This is a genomic window from Neobacillus sp. NRS-1170, from assembly GCF_050468025.1.
The window spans coordinates 32,669-56,274 of record NZ_JBITPF010000011.1; the positions used below are offsets into that span (position 1 = coordinate 32,669).

General features: G+C 38.7%; 23 protein-coding genes. 9 read left to right on the forward strand and 14 right to left on the reverse strand.

The annotated features are described in order from the left end of the window. Positions 1-148: 148 nt before the first annotated feature. Positions 149-2,008 (reverse strand): XylR N-terminal domain-containing protein, encoded by a 1,860-nt coding sequence (locus ACIFOT_RS03770; protein WP_430061792.1) that lies wholly within the window; start codon positions 2,006-2,008, stop codon positions 149-151. A gap of 156 nt (positions 2,009-2,164) precedes the next feature. Next, positions 2,165-3,304, reverse strand: a complete 1,140-nt coding sequence (locus tag ACIFOT_RS03775) for a glycerate kinase (protein WP_430061794.1) — start codon at positions 3,302-3,304, stop codon at positions 2,165-2,167. Positions 3,305-3,455: 151 nt separating this feature from the next. Here ACIFOT_RS03775 and ACIFOT_RS03780 point away from each other — a divergent pair, with 151 nt between their 5' ends. From ACIFOT_RS03780 to ACIFOT_RS03790, 3 genes are all read left to right on the forward strand, one after another. Then, a complete protein-coding gene (locus ACIFOT_RS03780; RefSeq protein ID WP_430061795.1) occupies positions 3,456-4,541 on the forward strand; it encodes a CdaR family transcriptional regulator in 1,086 nt (361 codons plus the stop codon). Positions 4,542-4,800: 259 nt separating this feature from the next. Beyond that, positions 4,801-5,073, forward strand: a complete 273-nt coding sequence (locus ACIFOT_RS03785) for a CD3324 family protein (RefSeq protein ID WP_430061797.1) — start codon at positions 4,801-4,803, stop codon at positions 5,071-5,073. 99 nt (positions 5,074-5,172) lie between these two features. After that, a complete protein-coding gene (locus ACIFOT_RS03790) occupies positions 5,173-5,829 on the forward strand; it encodes a FusB/FusC family EF-G-binding protein (protein ID WP_430061799.1) in 657 nt (218 codons plus the stop codon). A 2-nt stretch (positions 5,830-5,831) separates the two neighbouring features. On the opposite strand, the gene ACIFOT_RS03795 is transcribed toward ACIFOT_RS03790, so the two are convergent. Then, on the reverse strand, positions 5,832-6,455 hold the full coding sequence (locus ACIFOT_RS03795) for an FMN-binding negative transcriptional regulator (RefSeq protein ID WP_430061801.1): 624 nt from the start codon (positions 6,453-6,455) through the stop codon (positions 5,832-5,834). A 464-nt stretch (positions 6,456-6,919) separates the two neighbouring features. Between ACIFOT_RS03795 and ACIFOT_RS03800 the strand changes: the two genes are divergently transcribed. Continuing rightward, complete coding sequence (locus tag ACIFOT_RS03800; protein ID WP_430061803.1) at positions 6,920-7,300, forward strand: VOC family protein; 381 nt, start codon at positions 6,920-6,922, stop codon at positions 7,298-7,300. A gap of 51 nt (positions 7,301-7,351) precedes the next feature. Here the strand turns inward: ACIFOT_RS03800 and ACIFOT_RS03805 are convergent, their stop codons facing one another. From ACIFOT_RS03805 to ACIFOT_RS03835, 7 genes are all read right to left on the reverse strand, one after another. Beyond that, complete coding sequence (locus ACIFOT_RS03805) at positions 7,352-7,507, reverse strand: hypothetical protein (RefSeq protein WP_430061804.1); 156 nt, start codon at positions 7,505-7,507, stop codon at positions 7,352-7,354. A gap of 14 nt (positions 7,508-7,521) precedes the next feature. After that, positions 7,522-8,754 (reverse strand): Ger(x)C family spore germination protein, encoded by a 1,233-nt coding sequence (locus ACIFOT_RS03810; RefSeq protein ID WP_430061806.1) that lies wholly within the window; start codon positions 8,752-8,754, stop codon positions 7,522-7,524. Further along, entirely contained in the window at positions 8,729-9,838 is a 1,110-nt protein-coding gene (locus ACIFOT_RS03815; protein WP_430061808.1) for a GerAB/ArcD/ProY family transporter, read from the reverse strand. The genes ACIFOT_RS03810 and ACIFOT_RS03815 overlap by 26 nt, the downstream gene beginning before the upstream one ends. Positions 9,839-9,845: 7 nt before the next feature. Next, positions 9,846-11,387: a spore germination protein gene (locus tag ACIFOT_RS03820; protein WP_430062273.1), complete on the reverse strand. Its 1,542-nt coding sequence runs from the start codon at positions 11,385-11,387 to the stop codon at positions 9,846-9,848. 345 nt (positions 11,388-11,732) lie between these two features. After that, positions 11,733-12,224 carry a hypothetical protein gene (locus ACIFOT_RS03825; RefSeq protein ID WP_430061810.1) on the reverse strand — a complete coding sequence of 164 codons (492 nt, stop codon included), beginning with the start codon at positions 12,222-12,224 and terminating at the stop codon, positions 11,733-11,735. Next, a complete protein-coding gene (locus ACIFOT_RS03830; protein WP_430061812.1) occupies positions 12,224-12,694 on the reverse strand; it encodes a hypothetical protein in 471 nt (156 codons plus the stop codon). Before ACIFOT_RS03830 ends, ACIFOT_RS03825 begins: the two co-directional genes overlap by 1 nt. Positions 12,695-12,803: 109 nt before the next feature. Next, positions 12,804-14,726 carry a bifunctional 2',3'-cyclic-nucleotide 2'-phosphodiesterase/3'-nucleotidase gene (locus ACIFOT_RS03835; protein WP_430061814.1) on the reverse strand — a complete coding sequence of 641 codons (1,923 nt, stop codon included), beginning with the start codon at positions 14,724-14,726 and terminating at the stop codon, positions 12,804-12,806. Between the two features lie 82 nt (positions 14,727-14,808). Here ACIFOT_RS03835 and guaC point away from each other — a divergent pair, with 82 nt between their 5' ends. Further along, complete coding sequence (gene guaC / locus ACIFOT_RS03840; protein WP_430061817.1) at positions 14,809-15,798, forward strand: GMP reductase; 990 nt, start codon at positions 14,809-14,811, stop codon at positions 15,796-15,798. A 59-nt stretch (positions 15,799-15,857) separates the two neighbouring features. Here the strand turns inward: guaC and ACIFOT_RS03845 are convergent, their stop codons facing one another. Further along, positions 15,858-17,162 (reverse strand): MFS transporter, encoded by a 1,305-nt coding sequence (locus ACIFOT_RS03845; RefSeq protein WP_430061820.1) that lies wholly within the window; start codon positions 17,160-17,162, stop codon positions 15,858-15,860. A 125-nt stretch (positions 17,163-17,287) separates the two neighbouring features. On the opposite strand from ACIFOT_RS03845, the gene ACIFOT_RS03850 reads away from it, so the two are divergent. Both ACIFOT_RS03850 and ACIFOT_RS03855 read left to right on the forward strand, forming a co-directional pair. Continuing rightward, positions 17,288-18,523, forward strand: a complete 1,236-nt coding sequence (locus ACIFOT_RS03850) for a helix-turn-helix domain-containing protein (protein ID WP_430061822.1) — start codon at positions 17,288-17,290, stop codon at positions 18,521-18,523. A gap of 246 nt (positions 18,524-18,769) precedes the next feature. Further along, positions 18,770-19,351, forward strand: a complete 582-nt coding sequence (locus ACIFOT_RS03855) for a M15 family metallopeptidase (protein ID WP_430061824.1) — start codon at positions 18,770-18,772, stop codon at positions 19,349-19,351. Between the two features lie 26 nt (positions 19,352-19,377). Here ACIFOT_RS03855 and deoD read toward each other — a convergent pair whose 3' ends face one another. After that, on the reverse strand, positions 19,378-20,097 hold the full coding sequence (deoD, locus tag ACIFOT_RS03860; RefSeq protein WP_430061826.1) for a purine-nucleoside phosphorylase: 720 nt from the start codon (positions 20,095-20,097) through the stop codon (positions 19,378-19,380). A gap of 306 nt (positions 20,098-20,403) precedes the next feature. Between deoD and ACIFOT_RS03865 the strand changes: the two genes are divergently transcribed. After that, positions 20,404-20,817: a hypothetical protein gene (locus ACIFOT_RS03865; protein WP_430061829.1), complete on the forward strand. Its 414-nt coding sequence runs from the start codon at positions 20,404-20,406 to the stop codon at positions 20,815-20,817. A 67-nt stretch (positions 20,818-20,884) separates the two neighbouring features. On the opposite strand, the gene ACIFOT_RS03870 is transcribed toward ACIFOT_RS03865, so the two are convergent. After that, a complete protein-coding gene (locus ACIFOT_RS03870) occupies positions 20,885-22,003 on the reverse strand; it encodes a DUF1835 domain-containing protein (protein ID WP_430061831.1) in 1,119 nt (372 codons plus the stop codon). Between the two features lie 109 nt (positions 22,004-22,112). On the opposite strand from ACIFOT_RS03870, the gene ACIFOT_RS03875 reads away from it, so the two are divergent. Then, entirely contained in the window at positions 22,113-22,718 is a 606-nt protein-coding gene (locus ACIFOT_RS03875; protein WP_430061832.1) for an HAD-IA family hydrolase, read from the forward strand. A 36-nt stretch (positions 22,719-22,754) separates the two neighbouring features. Here ACIFOT_RS03875 and ACIFOT_RS03880 read toward each other — a convergent pair whose 3' ends face one another. Further along, positions 22,755-23,603 (reverse strand): formate/nitrite transporter family protein, encoded by an 849-nt coding sequence (locus tag ACIFOT_RS03880; RefSeq protein WP_430061835.1) that lies wholly within the window; start codon positions 23,601-23,603, stop codon positions 22,755-22,757. Between the last annotated feature and the right edge of the window lie 3 nt (positions 23,604-23,606).

Below are 23,606 nucleotides of genomic sequence, written 5' to 3' on the forward strand. Positions count from 1 at the left end.
TAATTCCTATATCAATAGTGTAGTGAATTTACAATTTTCAGACTAGAGCAAAAACTGTTCATGATTTTTCTATTAATAGTCATTTTTTGTTCAATTGGATAAAAAATAGACCAGCCGGTTGATAACCGGTTGGTCTAAAAATCGGATTCTATTCAATATCAAATTCCCCTAAAGCGATTAACGATTTCAGTATCAGTAATAGCTGGTGGGCTTCATCCGGGTCGCGCAAATCTTTCTCAAGCATTCTTTCTATCTTATTAATCCGGTGCCGCAAACCGCTCATAGACAAGGCGAGATCATTCATGGTTTGCTCCAGCTTCCCGCCATTTAACAAGAAATTATATAATGTTTTAAGGAGTTCGATTGTTTTTAAATCCTTTGTATTATATAAAGGACCAAGCTCTTGTTCTGCCAGCAATCTTATGCCGCTGATATTTTGGGAATTAAGCAGCACGCCCACAATTCCTAACGATCGGAATGGCACCACTTTTTTTCTATTGGCAAGCCTCAAAGCCATGGTTGCTTCTTCATAATGTTTTGAAACCTTTTTAATATCATCACCAAGATTGCTAATTCCAAATTTGAAATCACCTTTGGGGTATTTTTTCATCAAATGGCAATGAAATTCTTTCATTACCTTTTCGATCGTACTATTTTTCACGGTTTCCTTCGTGATAAAAAATAGAATGTTTCCATCCCTCTGCCCTATTAATAAATTATGTTTTTTATTATTAAAATAGCGAAACGTCGTTTCAAATATTTGTTCTTGGAAAAGGAATTCTTCCTCTATTGAACTTTGACTTTTCTTATATTCCATCACAGCAAAATAAAAAGGCTGTCCCAGGTCAAGTCCCGTATAGTTGCCTCTTTTGATGATTTCACTTTCCGACAGCTTGCCATCTATGATTTGTTCTAAGAAGTTCCCTTTCATTCTTTCAAATGACTCAAATTTTGTCTTTTCATTTAAGAGAACCAGGGAAGCAGCATTGGCCAAACGGTCGAGAAGCAGATAATCTTCCTCATGCTGCTCTCTTTGTGTGTTTTCAAAAATAAACGAACAATGGCCTAATACTTCCTTTTGGACAAGAATAGGAGTAATAAGACGTTCTTGGGCATCGGTCTTGATTGTTTTTCTACGAAACTTAGACGCCTTTTCCTTTGGGGCATATTCTTCTAAATATTGCTCCAAATCTGCTTTTAGTTCAAGATATCTTTCTTCAGATACTCCCGAACAGGCAATGGTCTGAAGGTCGGTTCCTTCAATAATAATCGGAATTTGGACCATGCCGAATACCTTATCAACAATGGTTTGCAAATTGCTTCCATTAATAATTGCTTCTGTTAATTTTTGCTGAAAATTAGCCAGTCTTGTAACAACTGTTTTCTGCTCCAACAGCTGATCGTAGGTATATTCCAGTTCTTTTACAATCGGAGTTTCATTGTAATAATGAAGGTCCTCTTCATTATCCGCTTCCCATTCTATTTGACGCTTAATGATCCAGCGGCACTCAGCATCTCCTTTTCCCACACAGTTTACTTCTTTCGCCAGCAGTCTTTCCCCAAATACGGTTGACATAAAGCCGCTGGCATAGCCAACGAGTGTATGGCAGACCTGGATCTTTGAGATTCCTAATTGTTTAATATGCTCTTCTGCCTCATAGGAATCAACCCACGTTCCGGTTGAAAAGAATGATTTTATTTTACCCTGATCATCTAGTTCAAAGGTGCAGTCATGCTGGCTCCCCCTAATATGTCCATTCTCGGTATGCAGGATGGGGCCAAATTTGATCAAGGCTTCCAACGATGTTTCGGTTTGCATAGCTTCTTTGGCATCTTTCTCACCCATCTCCCAGCCAAAGTGAAAAAGGAAGCCCTTGATTCTTTCATTTCCAATGTTCTTAACTAACTGCTGCCTAAGGATTCCTAATGCGGATGAGGGTGTGATAATTTTTCGGTCATCCACAGCCAATTCATGACTATGACTCTCTTCAGAAAGTTGAATTCTCATACTGACACCCCCTGTTATCTCAAATTTGGAAGCGTAATCATTTTTGGATAGTACGACAAGCTCTAGCATTAAAATGGTAACATATTTAAGAAGAATATTAATACTAACAAAAAAAGACAGAGGGCCATTCTGGATCTCTCTGTCTTGAAAAGATAATTATTTAGCCCTCCCAGCCAAAACTGTGCGCATAACTTGTTCCGCCGCTTGCTCTAGTAATTCAGCTCCACGATTCATCGCATCCTCAAGCGGCATCGGGCTGTTAATGATGCTGTGCACACTATGGATTCCATGTTGGTAAAGCTGGTCAATGCCTTTTCCAATAGAACCCGCTAGAACAAAGACGGGAATTCCGTGTTTCTTGGCTTCCTCTGCTACCCCCATCGGTGTTTTACCAGAAGCCGTTTGAAAATCGGTTTGGCCTTCGCCCGTAAAAACACACGCAGCTCCGTTTAACTTCTCAGCCAGATTAGTGTACTCGATAACGAGATCGATTCCTCTTTTTGTAGCAGCAGGAAAAAACGCTTGGAAAGCTCCTCCTATACCACCTGCTGCACCGGCACCTGGCCTATCATGCAGGTGTATACCCGTTTTAGCTTCAATCAAATCGGCCCAGTGTGTTAAATTTCGGTCAAGGATTTCAACTATTTCAGGGGTCGCTCCTTTTTGCGGACCAAACACGTGCGAGGCCCCATTTGGCCCGATAAACGGATTTTGAACATCTGTCGCAATTAAAAAGGAGGCTTCGGAAATACGTGAATCAAATTCGCGATCATCGATCACGGATATTCGCGAAAGCTCAGCAGCCCCAAAGCCAATCGGATTTCCCTCTGCATCTAAAAGCTTCATACCCAGTGCCTGAAGCATGCCAATCCCGCCATCGTTAGTAGCACTGCCGCCAATAGCTAAAATAAAATTACGGCAGCCATTGTCTAATGCTTTTTTGATTAATTCTCCTGTTCCGTAAGTGGTCGTCAGCATCGGATTTCGTCTTTCAGGAATGATGAGATTTAATCCGGATGCAGTTGCCATCTCAATGACACATGTTTCCTGGTCCCCAAGAATTCCATATGATGCCTGAACCGGTTCCAGCAATGGCCCTTTCACCACAACCTCAACCATTCGTCCATTGGTTGCTGCCACTAAACTATCCGCTGTGCCTTCTCCTCCATCTGCAACTGGAACTAAAACGGTGTCTGCTTCCGGCAATGCTTTTTTTATGCCTTTTTCAATGGCTCGTGCTGCCTCCGGTGCGGTTAATGACCCTTTAAATGAATCAGGCGCAATGACGATTTTCACGTTAACTCCACCTTCCCCCTACAATTTTCCTTTAAATTTATTATAATTCTCAAACACCTTTCCTTCATCGTTTACAGCAACCAAAAATAACAATCTTTTTATATTGTTTTTTGTGTATAATGAATAAAGATTCTATCAAAGGATGATTTCAATGTTAACTCAGGAGATGGCATCAAATATTGTCGAGCAAACAATGATTCGGCTCAATCGGAATATCAATATTATGAACGATAAGGGCATGATCATCGCTTCAGGAGATCAAAACCGCCTGTATCAACTCCACTTCGGAGCAATGGAAGTGTTGAAGACAGGAAAACCATTAATTATAGACCAAAATAATCAAAGGCATTGGGAAGGTTCACTGCCAGGAATCAATCTGCCGATCAAATTTCAGGAGCGCATTATTGGGGTCATCGGCATCACGGGTGTCCCAGAGGAAATTATGGAGTTTGGCGAACTGGTGAAAATGATTACGGAGATGATGATTCAGCAATCCTTTATCGCGGAGCAGCTCGAATGGAAGCAGAGGCTAAAGGAGCAGGTTTTTGAAGAGTTACTTAAAGATCATATTCAAGAGGAATCAATCAAGCAAAGATTGAATTTGATAGATATAAAAATCGTCCCTCCTTTTCAGGTTGCTGTTATCGAAACAGCTCAAAATCCCTTAAAAAGAAGTGAATTACTGCAATTGCTTGAGGGAATTTTTAATAAGAAGCATGCCCTAATTGGCTTTTTAAATGTGAATCGAATATTTCTGCTTTTTTTGAACCAACCTGAAGCTGCGTTAAAACAAAAACTAATAACCGTTTTAAACCAATTAGGGGCTCATAATATTGCTGTACGAATCGGCCTTGGCTCCACTGTAATGGCTGAAACACAAGTCCGTCATTCCTATCATGAGGCATTAAAGGCTCTCCAGTTCGGCAGCATGGAGCAAAATTTAATTTCCTTTACGGAAATTGAAACGAAAGCTCTTTTGGATAGTCTAGATGAACGGGCTAAAAGGCTCTATCAAAATCGAATCCTTGGAAAACTATCTGATAAACTCATCGAGACATTAGAACACTTTTTCAAATGCAATCAAAATATTGGGGAATGCGCCAAAACCATGTACATCCACCGTAACTCCCTAATTTATAGGTTAAAAAAAATCAGGGAGCTCACAGGTTTGGATCCTCAAAAGCTAAATGATGCCGTTGCTTTGCAGCTTGCAGTTTGGCTTTGGCAGATGAAATAGAAAGACACTATATGCTTTCTGCATAAATATTATTATAATAAGGTAACAAATCATGCGAATTGTGGGGGTGTTCTTTTCATGGGGAATCAATCTCGATTGCCTGGTACTCCAGCGACTCATGCAAAGCCTAGTATTGGAAAGGCGATACTTTGCATGGGGCGGAAATTAATCTAAAAAATCGCCCAGGTAAGTTATATTTCTAATATGTGGCTTTGCACCTTATTTTCTTTCATTTTTCAAAATAAGGGGCTGGCTATCCATGAAATATGTAAATGCAAGCAATATTTTACCTGAACATCTCATTGCGGAAATTCAAAAATATGTACAAGGGGAAACTCTCTACATTCCTAAGCCAGAAACAGCTTATCGAAAATGGGGCAGCTGTTCCGGAGGGAGAAAGTTAATTGATGACCGAAATGCTTCGATTAAGCGAGCCTTTAAAAGCGGACACAGTATTGATCAATTAGCCGAAGAGCATTTCCTTTCTATAGAAACAATTAAGAAAATTGTCTACTCACGTAATAAGCACTGATGTTTCAGTGCTTTTTTATGTATAGATTGCTTCTCAATCATCTTCTACATTTTAATGATTGTCTAATTCTTATAAAATAATCGTAGTGAGGTGGACTGTATGATTGAAAAATTTATTAAAAACGAACAATTCAATTTTATAAAAAAGCAAGTGGCTTTAATCAAGGACAGCAATAAAAAAATTTCCGAACCTACCGTTATTCGTGCCGTAAAGGAACTGGCGAACGCAAAGATCATGGAACTTTTTCCTTTTATAACACAAGAACAAACAGAAATGCTGGACCTATCAAAAAAGATTTCAGATTACGAGTTTGACCAATACATCCAAGAGTTAGCTCAGTATCTGCTCCCATTTCCTCAGCTTACAGAGCAGCAAATAAAAAAGATGTTTCCAAAAGCAAAAAAATTAAAAGTACCTGAGTTATCGAAACTCAACCGTGAACAAGTAACATACTTAAGCTGGACGGACATCAGTACGAACAAAAAGTATATTATATATGAGCTAAATGAGAAGATGGTCGGAATTGAGTGCAAATACACATTATTAAGCAAGGATAATGTTTGTTCGTTCTGTAATCGTTTTGGCCCGGTCGCCTTTATTTCAACCGTAACAAAAGCCAAAAAGGCCAAAAATCCAGATTACTATAAAGCGATTGGAAACTACATCTGCTTTGATAGTTCTGAATGCAACGGAAAAATAACCAACGTGGACTATTTGACGACATTTTTAAAAGAGTCATTAGGGGAACCTTGCTAAAGCTATAGCAAGGTACTTTTTTCGAGATTATTCTTCATAAGGTCAGCAATTTGTTGATTTTGTGGATCTGAAGTGTTCTCTAATTGCTGAATAACTAATGCTTGGCGGTCGACAGAATGATTTTGACTTAATTTCGCTTTGCCCTCTATTCTATCAATCTTAATCTTAAATCCTACGATTCCCTTGCTCATCCCCTCGATGAAATTGGCGTCTACATCCTTTAATTGATAAGAGCTATCGGGCTTTTCATATTTAATAACCATCTCTGCTAACGAGTCGAGAAGTTCCTGGCTATCTTCTACTAATTCCATTTGGCCATATACATGAACCGCAACATAATTCCAGGTTGGGACAGCCTGATTAGACTCGTACCAGGACGGAGAAATATAGCAGTGCGGACCTTGAAAGATAACAAGGATCTTTTGATTTTCGATATCCTTCCACTGACCGTTCGGACGGGCAAAATGACCGTATAATTGCTTACTTTCTTTGTCTAAAATTAACGGCAGATGCGTGGCATAAGGCTCCTCATTATGCTGGGAGATCAGGGTTGCAAAGCTGTTTTTTTCAATAAAGTCATAGATTGTTTCTTCATCTTCGATTTTGAAGTGTTTAGGTATATACATTTATTTCGCTCCATTCTTGGAAATCTAGAAAATGATCATTATTAAGGATTGGAACTGTTTGATAGGCATTGAGGCGGCTGCAATGGATGACATCTTCTTCAAAGCCCCGACCTTTCCTTATCATGGGATTATATTTTGTATTCGATTTTGCTAAAGCGATTTCCTGTCTTTGCAACATACTTTCTAGTAATCTACGTTTTATTATGCATGTGGACAACTTTTAGATTGGAAATGCGAAAACTGGATTCATGGGTTTTTCATGAGAACAAGAATCCCATTCATATTCCAAAAGCTGTCCTCATGGGGCTTCTATGAGGACAACATTCCGCCTTCATATTCCAAAAGCTGTCCTCATTGGGCTTTCATGAGTACAAAAATCTGGAAAGTAAAGCGAAAATTGTCCTCATCTAATTTGTAAAAATGCTATCATAAAAGCAATAATCCCAGCAGAAAGAAGGAATCCAATGAACAAGCAAATACACAGTTCCTTAAAAGTATTGCTAGTTTCTGATTTAGAAAAATCAAAGGCCTTTTACAGGGACATTCTCGGTTGTGAGGTTACCGATTGGTGGGCCATCCGGGATGGATTCACTGGATTGGGTGTGAAGCTGCTTCAAGCAATATCGCCTGAGGACGTTAATCCCAACAGAAAACCAGCTCCTGATATATACTGCTATGTAGAAAATTGGACAGCCCTTGATGAGCTTTATGAGGAGTTCAAGAAGAAAGGTGCCAAAATGGTCGTCGAGCCTTGGATTGACCCCGGATCAGGACCTTGGAAGGAGTTCGCTATTGTTGATCCAGACAACTATTGCTTAGCCTTCGGTGGCACCAACGGAAAATAGTTTTTATAAAGAAAAGCAGAAACATCATGTCATTCTGCTTGTCTTTCACGTTTAAAAGATCGAAAAAAATGGAAGGACAATAAGGGAAAGCGTAAGAAAAAAGACAGCAACGGCCCCCATTTTTTGTTTTTCCTTCCATAAGGTCATGCCAAATCCAAACGTATACATTGCAATAATCAACAAACCGATGCTGATGGCTGTATTCAACCGAATCGCCCGCCTTAATGTTTTTTTGTGGTTTTACCGAAATCAACAATTTCGATATCTGCATTCACTTTTATGTCTGCATTAAGAAACGATTTATTCCAATCAAACTTTTTATATTCTGGAATCGTTCCAAAGTATTTTCGGGAATATAAAGCTAATGGAAATGGCACCCCTTTTAGTTGGGTCTGAGATTTTTTAAACAGGTCATTATTTACCTTTTTGATATGTTTTGCAATCTGTTTTTTGAGAATTTGCTGGTTTTTTTTCTTTGTGTAGTCGACCATTGACGGATTGGACATAATTTCAATTTTCACCGGTACTGTAATAAAAATTTTGGGCTTCGATCCTTTTAAATTCATTTTTACTTTATTGTCTTCTGTTTTCATGATTCGAGCGGCAAATTGTTTCTTTTCATCTGAAAAAGGGTCAGGAATATCTATCAATACATCTTTGATGTTTGTTGTATCATCCAAAATATTGACAATCCGTGTTTCTTGTCCTGTCAGCTTGCCAATCATAACACCCTTCTTAAAGACTGCTGCCCCAATAAATTGTGTATCATCAAGCTCGCCAGTAGCACCGACCTGGCCTGCTATGTACTCATCTTCTCCTTTCACATTAGGATTCTTACCCACTTCAGCGGATGTGTTCATCGCCAAAAAGAGATCGGTTCCTCTTTCAAAGGTTGTGAAAAATCGAAAAAGAGTGGAATCTGGAATGAGTCCATTATCAACCCCATGATCGACCATATATTGAAAATATTTATGTGGTCTTGTTTCCATTTTTGGATGGTTTTTTTTAAAATATACCTTTGCCTTTTCCTTAGAAACTGCGAAGTAACTATTCAGGCGAATTTCCTTATCTTTTAATACATCAGAAATCGTCGTAATAAAGTCTTTTTCTTTTGCAAAGTCCTCTGAAACAACAATGATCTTTAATAGGTCATAACTAATTTTACGAGAGATAATGGCATTAGCCGTCCCTTTCGCTGCAATAAAATCATTAGCATTAAATGAGATAATTTCCCGTGGTTTTTCTGTTGACCCCCCGCCGCCCTGCATACTGCCTACTTCAGGATTGGCAAGCAGCATCGTAACAATGATTTTCCCTTCATGTTGAGAACTGTCAAGACCGAGTCCGATTACATAGGCTTTATCTTCTAATTCTTCTCGATCCCAGCAGCCTGTTAATAAGCAAGCAATGGCTAAAAGCCAGAATGCCTTATACCATTTCCTTGTTGTTGGCATGTTTAAATTCTCCTTTTAACCATGCGGTCAGCCATAAAATAATGGAAATAAACGTAAAGGATGGTCCCACTACATTTGTAATAATAGGTTTAATTACCAAACCAACATCAAAAGGGGTTTCAGGAATGCTTCCTATCAATAAATAAATCGTTGCAAGTGCGGGAATTAAGTATTCATAGTCTTTAATTTTAAATATATGGCAAAACATTTGTACATTAATGTACAAAAATGCTGTGAAACGAATAAATGCCCCCATAATCCAAATGACGAAAAAGAAGATTTCAACATTTGGGAGATAACTTCCTAGAGAAATATAACGGATTTCTGTGTGGAACGGGTAGCCAATTCCGCCTAAGGATGTATCAAACAGGCTGATGAAAACCAGAACAGCAGCAGATATTTGTATACAGACGCAAATATAAGCAACCCAAGTGCCCTTTCGAAAATCTTTGGTTGATTGGAAATTAGGAATTAACATGGCAAACAGAAAAAATTCAAGAAAAATATATAGACTTTTTGAGGCGCCCTTTAATATCTCTAATTTTCCTGGACCCCAAAAAGGAAATATTCCTTGAATATTACTATCTTGAAAACTTAATATTAACGCAATAATCAAGGAAAATACGGCATAGTAAACGACCAGATAAGCGGCAGATCCTATATGCTGAATTCCTTTTTTTGCCCCATATGCACATACAAGCATTAAAATGGAATAAATGATTAGGTTAGGAGTTGTCGTGAAATAAAACGTCCTAATAATGTTTGTATACGTCCGTGTATCAATCGAAATGATTGAGGAGCTGATAATAAAGATAATAAGGCAGACAATCGATCCTATATATTTACCGAGTAATTTTTGAATAATAGTAAATAGGTTCTGATTTTGATACAGCATCATGGTTTTTACTAATAAAAACAGCGGAATAAAAAAGATTCCAGCGGATATCAACGGAATCATCCATCCAGCACTTTGTACCATAGTATACAGAGCAGTTGGTAAATCTCCGGTGGGTTTCATCCCAACCATTAAAATAGCGATCGACACATATTCTCGAATACCTAGTTTTCCAGACTGCTGACTCATATTATTTTTATCCCTTTCTTTGTCTTACCAGATCCTTTGGTTTTAAATATCCTGGACGAAACCTTTCTTTAAATGGAACATGACGGACGATTAAGTCCTTGGACGAAATGGAATGCGGCGTCATCGGTGCAAAGTAAGGAACCCCAAATGATTTTAATGATACTAAATAAAATAGGGAGGCCATAAAAAAAGCAGTGGCACCATAAATGCCCAGAAATCCTGCCGCAAAGATAAACAAGAAGCGGGCTAATCGTATCGCGAAATTCATGCTAATATCACTAATAATAAATGAGCTTAAGCCGCTGAGAGCGATGACGATGATTACAATCGGACTTATGATATTCGCCTGCACTGCTGCTTGTCCCAAAATTAAAGCACCGACAATCCCGATGGTAGGGCCGATTGGGGATGGCACCCGTAATCCCGCTTCTCGTATAAGTTCAAATGCCATTTCCATCATTATGATTTCAATAACTGAGGGAAAAGGAACCCGCTCCCTTGTTCCCGCAATCGCCATTAATAAATCGGGAGGAATCATCCCTACATGATAATTTGTTATGGCAATATAAAGAGAAGAGGTAAAAACGGCGACAAATAAAGCAGCAAACCGCAAAATCCTAATGAAATTTCCATACGGTGTCCGAAGGTAATGATCTTCCGGTGAATGAATTAACGACCAAAAGGTTGCTGGCATGATCAGACAACTGGGTGAATTGGACATTAACAAAATGATGTGACCTTCTTCAATGAATGAGGCTGCCCGGTCTGGACGCTCGGTATATAATATGGTTGGAAATAAAGATCTTGGCCGTTCTTCTAGATGTTGTTCTAAAATACTCAAATCGAGAATCTTATCAGATTCGATGGAGTCTAACCGTTCTTTTATCTTTTGAAGGAGTTCATTATTCACTAAATCTTTTTCATAGACAAGAAACACATCGTTTTTTGAACGTTTTGTAATAATTTTCGTTTCTACAATCAGATTTTCATTTTTTATCTTTTTACGGAGTAAGGCAATATTATCGACCATTTTTTCGTTAAAAGATTCTTTCGCTCCTTTTACAATGACCTCATTATCCGTCTTTTCAATACCGCGGCCGCGTGTTTTCGTTGTTTCAAATACATAACATTGCTGATCTCCATCGACGAAAAGTGCAGTAACACCACCACATATATATTCCGTAATTTCCCCAATGTTAGTAGCTGTCTTTTCCATTGGATACGAAATGATATCTTGAATCTTTCCTGATGGGTGCTGATTTTCAATCAGTTTTTCGACTATGCTATCCTGAATATTTTTTATGTCTACCATTGTACTAATGAAAATAATAAAGGCACGGCGATTTAGCGAACGGATTGTAAACTCGCGAACCTTGACGTCCGTATTTTTAGGGAAACTAAAAATCGATTTAAATATCGCTATATTTTGATCATATTGGCTGCTAATATCCTGCTTTTTTAACTCAATGTCTTGCAAATTGGACTGTTCATGAAATTGTGGTTCTTCGTTGTCTTTTTGGATAAGTGACTTTAAGCTCTTTATTTTCATCAAGAACCACCCCCAATTTTTAAATAGTTTTCCAACTTTAGGAGGCATTATGTATCATCTGCAATCGCTCTACCTTTTACACAGGTCAGACAAATCACGATTTCTTTGAGTTTATTTGTTTAAATGGTCTTCATCTTTATTTAACAGGCCATTCATATTTTATTAACAATCTAGCGATATAGTATATATAGCGGGGATAGCATGCGTGGCTATCACGGTATTTGGCGAAGGAGGAGCCAGTACTTGTATTAAAATGCTCAGTAGACAGCAGCTTCTTTTAACATTAACCTAACAATGAAATTTGAGAGGAATGGAATAATTCACAAAAAAGCTTAGGATGAAATCCTAAGCTTTTTCCATGCTTTTCTTAATTAATTCATAATACAGGGCTGTGGTTGTTTGGACCACTAAGAATACAACGAATGAATACTTCATACTGTAACCATGCTGATAATGTGTAACTCCCATTAGTGTAGACACCTTTTCCATCACTAACCCGACCAGACTCCATCCAAGCACATAAAAGATAAACGTTTTTTTGTTTATTTTAAATCGTTCATAAAAATACACGAAAAAATAACTGAAGGGAGCAAACAAAAAGTAGGTAAGAAGGTCGGCAAGGTCATATTTATTAGAGTCATTGACCTTGTAGAAATCCAGCAGCCCGCCGCCAATCGTAAAGTCAAACAATGTGGAGCTGGCGAATCCCCACACTAAAAATAAAAAGGTAATAGGGCGGGGTAATCTTTTAGGGAAAAGAAAAAAAGCTATATATACTATCACCATCATAATTAGGATATATATCTCATTTTTATCAAAGCTTTCCCACAATATCATTAATACCCCACCTCATTCCGTGACGCTCGTTTAAATAGACGGTAGGCAATAATCGTAAGCAGGTCAAGGAAAATAAAGTAAACAATATCATATCCATAATGCCAATTCTTATAATCCGTAATGTTCAATAGATTAGAGAGGAAGCTAAAAGTAATAAATAAAATAACAGAGCAAATCACAATAATCCCTTTCTTCGTAAGGGTTTGACCCGCTGCCAACAAATTGAATTGGATTAGTATTAAAAATGGGATGATAACACTGCGGTTTAATAAGTATCCTGTATAGCCGAATCCTTCCTTAGTTCGGATGATTAGTTGGAATTCATCGATTACAATCCACGAAAAATTTATACTTGCAATAAGGATGATTAAAAAAATAAACGTGTTTTCTATAAGTGATAGTTTTTTCTGTATAAAGGAAAAAATGAGAATAATTAGCCATGATAGGAAGAAAAAAATGACAAACCCCATAAATACCTCCCCAGATTTTTATAATTAGTTTATCTACAAGGTAGATATTCATACTTAATCACACTGTATTAAAAAAGCAGAATGGATTTTTCATTCTGCTTTTTTATATCTATTCCGTTAAATCAATCGAATATGTTGTAAATCCTCCTGCTGATAATCCTATAATTTTTATATTCGGGTACTGACCAAGGTATTTTTGTGCATTGGGTGAAGAATTAAACACGGGTACCGCTATGCCTTGAAATTTAGTGAACGACCAGTTTTGGTCTGCTGATGGATTAATGGTTTTATGCTCCTGAATATAATTCATGATAATTTGACGATTCTCCTCAGGGGCTTTAAAAACAATCTCACCTTGATTAACACCAGGGAAAGTGGTGCTGGAAGCACGGTAGTTATTGGTCGCAACGATAAACTGTTGATCACTTGCTACTGGCCTTCCCTGAAAAGTTAGATTAACGATTCTATTTGAATCTGCATTGATGACTTTACCGTCGGAATCATACTTTGCGGGCTTGGTCACATCAATTTGGTACTGAACTCCATCAATAACATCAAAATTGAACGTTGGAAAAGCAGGATTAATTAAAGGCTGTTCTCCGGCAATTGAGGGTTTTATTTGATTGAATTGCCCTGCACTCATTTCTAGCCAATCTTTGAGCTGTGCGCCATTTATTAACTTCGCCTGAAGAGTATTCGGATACAAATACAAATCCGTAACATTTTTGATGGCCAAAGTCCCCACCGGAATGTCAGTATAATAATCAGGACCGTTCCGCCCACCTGCTTTAAATGGCGCTGCAGCTGAAAGAACTGGAATACCAGCAAACTTACTATAGTCAGGGTCTTTTAATTTTTCTACTACATATTCGGCTTGCGTAATATTTACAATTTGAACTGAAGGATCATCCTGTACAAGCGCAAAATAGCTAAAAATGGGAGAGGTAGTTTTTCCAACTGGTTGATTCACATATTTAATTGTTGCCTCATGCTCTGGCAAAAAGGCTTTCATTAATTCCTCGTCTGTTTCCACAAAGGATTTACCCGAGGCATCTACAATCGGTCTTAAAGCTGCTTTACTTTCGACGACCTCCCATTTGCCGCGTTGCTTCTGCAATTGAAGATCAATGATTCCTAAGTGGCTTCCGAAAGCTCCCGCCATGACAACCGGTTTCCCATTGATGGTACCTTTTTCAAGGTTCGTATTTGGCAAATCCTTATAAAGAGGTCCAGGAAAGAGGTTATGCTGATGGCCAGTAAAGATCGCATCAATTTCCCTTATTTCCGTTAAATAGTAAGCCGCATTCTCCATTCTAGGCCGATAAGGATCGCCGCTTATCCCTGTATGGGCAAGGGCGACAATGACATCAGCACCCTTCTTTTTCATGATTGAAACATACTTTTTAGCGGATTCAACAATCGACTTCGTCTCAACTTTCCCCTCTAGATTGGCTTTATCCCATTCCATAATTTGCGGGGTCACAAAGCCAATCACCCCTACTTTAATGGTTTGCTTTTTTCCCCTATCATCCATAATCGTTTTATTCAAAATAACATATGGTTCAAAAAAGGGCTCACCCGTTCCTGCCTGATACACATTAGCATTCACAACTGTCATTTTCGCATCGTTCAACGCTTCAGTTAAAAAATCCAACCCATAATTAAATTCATGGTTGCCTACCGTTGCGGCATCGTAGCCCAAAAGATTAAAAGAACGGTAGACAGGATGAACAGTGCCATTCTTTAATCCGTTTACTTTTGCCATATAGTCCCCTAAAGGATTTCCTTGAATCATGTCACCATTATCAAACAACATCGAATTTTTCACTTCATTTCGTGCCTGTTTGATGAGGATCGCAGTTTTCACCAACCCAACCTTATCGTCCATTTTCGTCTGATAATAATCATAGTTTGCTAAAAAAACATGCAAATCGGTCGTTCCAAGCAAGCGTAATGGAAATGTAATTTTGGCAATAGTTATATTCGTGTCCCCCCTTTCAAGTCTTTTTTTAAAACGCATCAGACCAAACATGTATAAGTCCCATTGAATTCGAAAAACCTATCTTGTTAGAGGCGAATATTTATTTTCTATTTGGTTTTGATGGAGGACAGCTATGGAAAATGTATTTGATTATGAAGATATTCAATTAATACCGGCAAAAAGTGTGGTGAATAGTCGTTCTGAGTGCGATACGACTGTGTCATTAGGCGGGCATACCTTTAAGTTACCTGTAGTTCCAGCAAATATGCAGACAATTATAGACGAAAAAATAGCCTATTACTTAGCGGAAAATGGTTATTTTTATATCATGCATCGGTTTGAACCGGAAAAAAGGACAAATTTTATTAAAGAGATGAAATCGCGCGGATTATATTCATCTATTAGTGTCGGTGTCAAGGAAGGTGAGTATCATTTTATCCAGCAATTAGCTGATGAACAGCTCACACCCGAATTCATTACCATTGATATTGCTCACGGTCACTCCAATGCTGTAATTAAGATGATTAAGCATATTAAATCCCTCCTGCCTTCTAGTTTTATAATAGCAGGAAATGTCGGTACTCCAGAAGCAGTAAGAGAATTAGAGTATGCTGGGGCGGATGCTACAAAGGTAGGGATTGGCCCAGGAAAGGTATGTATTACGAAGATTAAAACTGGATTTGGAACTGGGGGCTGGCAATTAGCCGCACTTCGCTGGTGTGCAAAGGCTGCAAGTAAACCAATTATTGCGGATGGAGGAATCCGTACCCATGGTGATATCGCCAAATCCATTCGATTCGGCGCAGCTATGGTGATGATTGGTTCATTATTTGCCGGACATGAAGAATCTCCCGGAGAAACAATTGAAGACGAAAAAGACGGAAAGCTTTATAAAGAATACTTTGGTTCCGCCTCGGAATATCAAAAAGGGGAAAGAAAAAATGTTGAAGGCAAGAGAATTTTAGTAGAGCACAAAGGTTACTTAGCTGATACGCTGAAAGAAATGGAACAAGACCTTCAATCCTCTATTTCCTATGCCGGAGGCAACAAGTTAGAAGCTATCCGTCATGTCGATTATGTCATCGTTAAAAATTCCATCTTTAACGGTGATAGAATCTATTAAAGATTACAATAAAGATGAGTAAGATTCCTTTTTCTTGCTCATCTTTAAATTTGCCTCTCCTAAAAATTACGAGCCACTTCTCCGCTGACACTCTTTTCCTCGCTAAGCTCCGGATGTGCCCTTCTTACCACAGACGGCCTTGCAAGGATAAGAGTCACGGCAACAAACAGGGAAGCCGAGAGAAGGAGAATCCATTGAGCTGGGAAAACATCATACAAAAAGCCGTACAGCACCATTCCTAACGGCATTAAGGCCATTGCCATTGTTTCCACTATGGAAAACACGCGCCCTTTAAAATCATCCTCAATCTGCTTTTGCAGCATCACCTGAATAGGAGTATTTACTGTGATAATCATAGTCCCTAAAGTAAACATGATGACTAAATAATAAACAAAAACCGCGGTGCCAGACATTGAGATGAGGATGGGTAATGCCGCTCCACCCATGATGATTCCCATTCCGATAAAGGCTCGTTTGGCTAAACGAAACGGAAATTTGACTTCTTTTCTGACGGAAAAATAAACGGACAATACTAGCATTCCGATTGCAAATGCCCCTTGGGTAAAGCCAAAATTCCGAGAAGCCATTTTCAATTTCTCAATTAGGATAAAGGAATAGCCGACCTCGTAGGCACCAAAGAGGAAATTAATTAACAGTGCCATCCAGATGATGGTGACGATTAACGAATTCTGTTTCAAATATTGAATTCCAGCCTTCATGCTCTGCCACATCGATTCCTTTGCTTCCCCCTTTACCTCCACCTTCCTGTTGGCAAACAAGGTAAAATTCATCGTTGATTCCAACAAAATGGCAATGATGGATGCGCTCATATACGTAATAAGGAAAACTGGCATGGATACAGCACCATAAAGAAGGCCTCCCACAGCCGGACTGGCAATCGCGGCAAAGGAAATCGACATTTGATTCAACGACATCGCTTTTTGAATTCGTTCCTTATCAACAAGCCCTGTTATCGATGAGGTAAACGCCACTCCCGAAAACATCGAGGTCAGTGACAAAATACAAGAAGTCGTATATACGGCTGCCAAGGATAAACCCGATGTTACGGTTACTGTGAGCAGCCCGGCTATGGCCAAGGTTGTCGCTGCTTGTGAAGTAATGGCGATTATTTTTCGCGAATATTTATCAGTTAAGTAGCCAGCAAAGGGCGCGGCAAGGGTCCGCGGCAATATATTGCAAATAAGATTGGCAGCAAAACTGGTGGCCGAGCCTGTTAGTTGTAAAATATAAAAACTGACGGCAAATGAATATATTTGCGCACCAAAGGAAGAAATCAGCTTGCTTATTGTGAATGTCCAGAGATGATACGTGGCTTTTTTTAGCTTTAAACGGTCCTCCATCATCAAACCCACCTCAAAAAGTTTAATTTAATTAAACAAATCATATCATGGCAGCCACTTTCATTTCAAGAAAAAGTTTAATATAATTAAACTAATTAATGAATATGCCTAGGGAAGTGCTTATTGACATGTTAGGAAAACGAATTCGGGAAATTAGAAAAAGGAAAAAGATGACGCTTGAGGGGCTTGCCGGTGAGGAACTCACAAAAGGAATGCTTAGTTTAATCGAAAATAATAAAGCAAAGCCTTCAATGGAAAGTTTAGCCTATATCGCAAAACGTCTCGGGGTAGATGTTACTGAACTTTTAGAAGAGGTAAGTTCGCTGGAATTAAGAGAAGTGTTAGAAAAAGCGGAGAAGTTATATAATGTTAAGCTTGATAAATCACCTGAGAGGTATCGAAAGGTTGCGACCCTCATCGAACCATATTTAGAGAACCTCTCAAATGGATATGAGTCTGCCCGATTATTGGATATATATAGCCGAGTTCTTTACAATGAAAAAAAAGAGGGCTGGCGGGAGCTTTCCGATCGTGCTGCAATCATGTACGATGAGATGATGCTAACTGCAAAACGGGCTAGTGTTGGCATCTTCCGTGCTATGGTAAAATTCCTAGAGCATGATTATTCTGAATCATTAACCATATTGTTGTCAGAGCGGGCTGAACTTGAAGCAAACCATGCTTACATCGATCCGATGACCCGTGTGGACCTAGACTACAATGAAGCAATTTTGCATTTCGCTGTCGGAGATTCTGATTCTGCAACACGAGTGATGGAAAGTGCGATTGATTTTTCAAAAGAGCACCGTATCTTTTATCGAATTGACGATTTGTATCGTCTTGCTGCGGCACATGGGGAAATGACCCATGATGAGGAGAAAAAACGGCATTTTACTTTGAAGCTAAAGCAATATGGTGAATTTGCTGATGATATGTTTTCTCTAGTCTTTTATGATGTTTTCACGTTAATGTCACTTATCTCTGAACAGAAAGCTTATGCAGAAGCGTTAGTTATCATTGATGATTATTTATCGGACCCGAAATTGGCGGATAACTTTGAAGACTTATTTTTCCTTGAAAAAGGAAAAGCCTATTTTGGCCTAAAACGATATGAAGAAGCCATACCATACCTCGAAAAAGCAAAAACAACGAAATGGGCACATCATCCATTTGATTTGTCGTTAGTATACATTTCCGATGTGTACAAGGCCCTTTGTTATCACGAACTTGGGAACAGAGACAAAGCCCTTCAAATTTCGTTGGAGGCAGTCGAAAATTATCGGCCGCTCCCGGCTTCAAAGTATAAGGATTTTGCTAATGAAACGTATAGAATTATTAAGGAATCCGGGAAAAATTCAGGCTAGAGGAAATTAGGTGCTCTTCCTTTTTACCTCGAGCTGCCTTTTTTCTTGCGTACGGGCATTAGGAGCTCTTCCTAATTACCACGAGAACACTTTTTTCTTGCTTCGGGCATTAGGGTCCTTTCTTAATGATCGGAGACGACCCTTTTTGGTCTTAATTGTCGAACCGATGAAAAATATGAAACAAACACGCTTTTTTATTCGTCTTAGAAAGTGAAATCATTTTTTTTACGAAAGGAATCTAAAGAATTGAAGCGGATAGGAAGTTTATCATTCACATTATTACTCATCATATTCACTATCCTATACGTCATTGTGTTTCATAAGGAATCGATTCCTTTTATAGGATCGGATCAGAAGCAGACAACCCCTTTACCAACTGATCTCCATCCAATTGTAAAAGAACGGAGCAATCAGTTAATCCAGCAGGCTGCCAAAAAAGGAATTGTGCTTGTGATTACGGATGGCTTCCGAAGTGCGGAAGATCAGGATCGGCTTTTTGAAAAAGGCCGTACATCTGAAGGAAATATTGTAACGTATGCTAAAGGCGGAGAGTCCTACCACAATTTTGGGCTGGCTATCGATTTTGCGCTAAAGACTCCTACAGGTAATGTCATTTGGGACATGAATTATGATGGAAATAAAAATGGCGTCGCAGATTGGGACGAGGTGGTTAAAATGGCAAAAACCTTAGGATTCCAATGGGGCGGCGATTGGGCCAAATTTAAAGATTATCCCCATTTAGAAATGGATTTTGGCTTGACAATTGCTGATTTGCAGAATGGAGAAAGACCACCAAACTCATCTATGACAGCAGATGGCGAACAGTGACAGTCACTGTTCGCCTTTTATAATTGCTAAGCCAGCTCCAAAGCAATCTCCATCATATTTGTAAAAGCTACTTGTCTTTCTTCTGGTGTCGTTTGTTCATGACGAATAATATGATCACTTACTGTTAAAATCGTAAGTGCATTAACTCCTGCATAGGCTGCATTCATATAAAGACCGGCCGTCTCCATTTCCACACACAAAATCCCCATCTTACGCCATTTTTCCAATGCGGTTTCATCGGCATTATAAAAAATATCGCTAGAAAGAACATTTCCGACATGGACCGGAAACCCTTTTTGGTCGGCTGACCTTTTCGCTTTTTCCAATAAGGCAAACGAGGCAATATTGGAATATTCACCAGGAAGATTGTATTGGTGAACATAACGGGAATCCGTAGAAGCCCCCATGGCAAAAACGATATCATATAAATTCATATGGTCCTGAATGGCACCGCATGTACCAATCCGAATCAAATTTTTCACACCAAAAACATGAATCAGCTCCCATGAATACAGACTCATGCTCGGCATGCCCATCCCTGTACCCATAACAGATACTTTCTTTCCTTTATACGTTCCGGTAAATCCTAGCATATTACGGACGGAATTGAATTGGACCGCGTTATCTAAATAGGTATCGGAAATAAATTTTGCTCTTAATGGATCCCCTGGCAAGAGAATGGTTTCGGCAATCTCTACTCCATTTGGTTTGATATGCGGGGTTTCTTTATGATTGGCTGTGTTCATCTTTGTTTCGCTCCTTTTTATGACCTAAATAAAAAACGCTTACAAATCTATATATTGTGAAAATTTTTAAGTGGGTATACAAATTGTAGTATTTGTATTATTATTTTAAATAATAAAAATATTGTATACACTTAAATTTAGCTGCTATTACTAGAATAACCATTTTAGCCAATTACTCTTTCAGTCCTGAAGAGTAAGAATCCTCTTCTTTCGCTTAGGAGAGGTTTTTTCAATTAAAACAGATTATACCAAATCCTTCAAGGTATTCCATTTTTTAAAAAAATTTAGTTAGGGGGTTGAGGACAATTGGAAACAGTTGAAAAAAAGCGGTTGTCTACGAAAGGTCTATGTACTGTAGAAGGATGCGGTGAACCTATTAAAGCTCGGCAGTTATGTAATAAGCATTACGTGCGAATGAGAAGAAGAGGGAATACAGATACCATTAGGGTAGAGGCTCACTCGGTTGACCATTGTCTGGCAGTAGATTGTTCCAAACCTTACTTTGCCAATGGTTACTGCGAACATCATAACTACATTTACAAAAAAATAGGCTATCCACATACGCCCAAAGAAATTAAATTATGTGGGGTTGAGGATTGTTTTAATTACCATTTTCTTCGGGGGCTATGTGAAATTCACTACTACGAGTGGGTGTCAAATCTTAAAAAATTTCAGTTTAACCCTATGAAAGAAAAAGAGAAATCAAGTATAGGTAAGTAACAATATTTTAATATTGAAATGTTCCCAATGAAACATATTGGGAACATTTCGCCGATAAACCCCATTTTTACCCGCGCAGTTTTACACGATAATGCCTCATCGATTTCGGGATTCCTTTTAGTTCAAGAATTCCGTTATAGATTAAATGTCTGATTCGATATTCAAAAAAACTATCCGTAACCAATTCATCGAGCTGACCAAGGATTTCACCAATTACTTCACCGGCCCGAATAAACTCTTTGGTTTCCTGTTGTAGATGAAGCTGCTTAATCGTCTTGATGATGAAGCCATCAAAATAATCTTCTGGCACACTTGTTATTCTTCCGTTCTGCCATAACCGAAGGACTTCTTTTGATTGCAACAATTGTTCCCAATCTTTTTGAAACCGGGCTCGCTCTTCATTTGATAACGGTTTAGCGGTTTTGTTTTGGTCAAATAAAACTTTTAACTGTTCCGGATGAAGCCATGCAGTGTGAACCATGGACCTCCCTTCATCTTCACACCATTGTTCGGTCGTATTAATCAGAATCATCTCATTTGGTTTATCCCGTATTAAAAAAAGAATAAAACGAAGCCACGTTTGTTCATCCCCGTTATTGGCTGTCCAAATATATAGTGGAACATCTTCAGGAATATCCTCAATTTCTAAAAGCGTTTTGGAAAAATAATTCTCCAGTTCATAAACTTCCATTTCAAAATTGATATTCTCATTTAGCCACTCATAACGGTAGTCTTGTCCTATTTTACTATCCAACTTCCATAACGGTCCGATTGCAAAGGGTTCCTGAAAGCCAATAACCTTCTTTGGGCGCTCCAAACCATATCTTAATGCTCCTGCTGTAGAGGAGGATGAAACAAGATGCACCGGACCGTTCTCCATCAAATAAATAGCGGCGGGCTTCTTTCGCCGCTGCTTTTGAATCAGTTGATTGATTTTTCCAGCCATAAAACCTATTTGATGCTGTTGAACAAAATAACCTCGGCCTTCCAAAGGTTTCTGTTCCTCATGATAGAATGAATCAAAGTCAGCAGAATTATGGAGTTCGTAGGTTTGCCATTCTCCCCTCTCCGACAATTCTGACGCCGTTAAATAGTCGTCCCCTTCAATTTGATAGACAAAAACAACATTTGGTTCAAAGAAAAAATATATGTATGGATAATGATCTCTATTTTTAATAACATTCATCTCCTCTTAAAAGCTCTTTTCTTTTTTCTACAAAATGGCCACAAATTCCTTTAGATAAACCTTAGTTGATTTTTATGTTGTGCCCTTTCTATAATGGGTAGTAATGAACTTGAAGAGAGGGATTTATATTAATATATTGTGGGATTTCGACGGGACTCTATTTGATACATATCCAGCCCTTGTCGAAGGATTTATTAAATTAAGCCAGCAAGACCTGGACCGAAGTGAAGTGCTGAAATGGTTAAAAATTGATTCCTTAACAGCTTTTAAACACTATGGAATTTCTTTAGAGCTTAGAACAGAATACCAAAAGCTGCATAACTATTACTCGAAAACACACAGTGTTCCATTTGAACACTTAGTGGATGTATTATCGTCCGTTGATAACAATATTATTGTGACTCATCGAGATAAAGAATCTACTATCTATCTCCTTGAAAAATACGATTTAGCCAAATACTTTAAGGAGATCGTATCCGTTGAAGAACAAGGATTCACTAGAAAGCCTCATCAATCTTCCTATGAGTATGTCCTAAAGAGTCATCATATTGATTTGGTTGTGGGCGACCGAGACTTAGATTTAATTCCCGCCAGGCATTTACATATCAAAACTGTTGCCTTTCAAAATCGTAATATTGAAGCAGATTTTCATATCGACAACTATGCCGATTTTATTTCTGAAGTCCTTATCCACTTCAATAAAAAGTCCCTTTGATTTTTTTAACAAGGGGCTTTTAGTTGAAGCTCTCTATTAACCTTGCTGCGGACTTGTCAGGGGAGATGCCTGCTTTGCCATGTCCAACACTTTTTTGGTCTCGGCTTTCCTGTGTGTATAATATAAGGCTGCGCCAGTAAATAAAAACCCGCTAACCAAATTCCCAGCTATGACTGGAATTTGATTCCATACCCACCAATCTGTGAAGGAAACATTAGCACCAAGCATCATCCCCGCTGGAATGACAAACATGTTCACAACTGCATGCTCAAAGCCTTGGGCAAAAAAGATTAAAATCGGCAGCCACATTGCTGCAATTTTGCCAATGACCGACTTGGTAGTCATCGCCATTACCGCTCCCAATGTCACCATCCAATTACATAACATCGCTTTAACAAACACAACAATGAATCCATCAACTCCAAGACTTTTATAGGCAACTGTTTTGACCTGTGATACGGCGATAATTTTCGCTGCAACAGCATTATCGGTCACATGCCCAAACTGTGTGGAGGCAATTGTAAACAGCCAGGCATAAAAAACTCCTCCAATTATATGACCAACAATAACCCAAAACCAATTATTCATCATTTGGCGAACGGTTACCCGTTTGTCCATGACGGCAACCGGAATCAGTGCAAAACTGCCCGTTACTAATTCCAACCCAAGCAGGATAATAAGGACAAAGGCAGCCGGAAAAAGAATCGCTCCTGCGATCCCCATTCCTGTTTGCAATTCTGCCGAATAGGCTAACGTCGTTCCAAACCCAAGAAACGCTCCCGCCAACGCCCCGCGAATCAATAAATCCTTTACCGGCAGTTTGGCTTTCGCTTCCCCTGCCTGAATCATGTTTTCTACCACTTGATTTGGGCTTAGTAATGACATTCT

Excerpts from the sequence above, each read along its gene's own strand:
- ACIFOT_RS03830 (WP_430061812.1), bottom strand. The coding sequence starts at position 12,694 with ATGGGGTTTGTCATTTTTTTCTTCCTATCATGGCTAATTATTCTCATT.
- ACIFOT_RS03815 (WP_430061808.1), bottom strand. The coding sequence starts at position 9,838 with ATGAGTCAGCAGTCTGGAAAACTAGGTATTCGAGAATATGTGTCGATC.
- ACIFOT_RS03770 (WP_430061792.1), bottom strand. The coding sequence starts at position 2,008 with ATGAGAATTCAACTTTCTGAAGAGAGTCATAGTCATGAATTGGCTGTG.
- deoD (WP_430061826.1), bottom strand. The coding sequence starts at position 20,097 with ATGAACACAGCCAATCATAAAGAAACCCCGCATATCAAACCAAATGGA.
- ACIFOT_RS03845 (WP_430061820.1), bottom strand. The coding sequence starts at position 17,162 with ATGATGGAGGACCGTTTAAAGCTAAAAAAAGCCACGTATCATCTCTGG.
- ACIFOT_RS03870 (WP_430061831.1), bottom strand. The coding sequence starts at position 22,003 with ATGAATGTTATTAAAAATAGAGATCATTATCCATACATATATTTTTTC.
- ACIFOT_RS03880 (WP_430061835.1), bottom strand. The coding sequence starts at position 23,603 with ATGTCATTACTAAGCCCAAATCAAGTGGTAGAAAACATGATTCAGGCA.
- ACIFOT_RS03850 (WP_430061822.1), top strand. The coding sequence starts at position 17,288 with ATGTTAGGAAAACGAATTCGGGAAATTAGAAAAAGGAAAAAGATGACG.
- ACIFOT_RS03795 (WP_430061801.1), bottom strand. The coding sequence starts at position 6,455 with ATGTATATACCTAAACACTTCAAAATCGAAGATGAAGAAACAATCTAT.
- ACIFOT_RS03785 (WP_430061797.1), top strand. The coding sequence starts at position 4,801 with ATGAAATATGTAAATGCAAGCAATATTTTACCTGAACATCTCATTGCG.
- ACIFOT_RS03790 (WP_430061799.1), top strand. The coding sequence starts at position 5,173 with ATGATTGAAAAATTTATTAAAAACGAACAATTCAATTTTATAAAAAAG.
- ACIFOT_RS03800 (WP_430061803.1), top strand. The coding sequence starts at position 6,920 with ATGAACAAGCAAATACACAGTTCCTTAAAAGTATTGCTAGTTTCTGAT.
- ACIFOT_RS03825 (WP_430061810.1), bottom strand. The coding sequence starts at position 12,224 with ATGATATTGTGGGAAAGCTTTGATAAAAATGAGATATATATCCTAATT.
- ACIFOT_RS03835 (WP_430061814.1), bottom strand. The coding sequence starts at position 14,726 with ATGTTTGGTCTGATGCGTTTTAAAAAAAGACTTGAAAGGGGGGACACG.
- ACIFOT_RS03820 (WP_430062273.1), bottom strand. The coding sequence starts at position 11,387 with ATGAAAATAAAGAGCTTAAAGTCACTTATCCAAAAAGACAACGAAGAA.
- guaC (WP_430061817.1), top strand. The coding sequence starts at position 14,809 with ATGGAAAATGTATTTGATTATGAAGATATTCAATTAATACCGGCAAAA.
- ACIFOT_RS03810 (WP_430061806.1), bottom strand. The coding sequence starts at position 8,754 with ATGCCAACAACAAGGAAATGGTATAAGGCATTCTGGCTTTTAGCCATT.
- ACIFOT_RS03780 (WP_430061795.1), top strand. The coding sequence starts at position 3,456 with ATGTTAACTCAGGAGATGGCATCAAATATTGTCGAGCAAACAATGATT.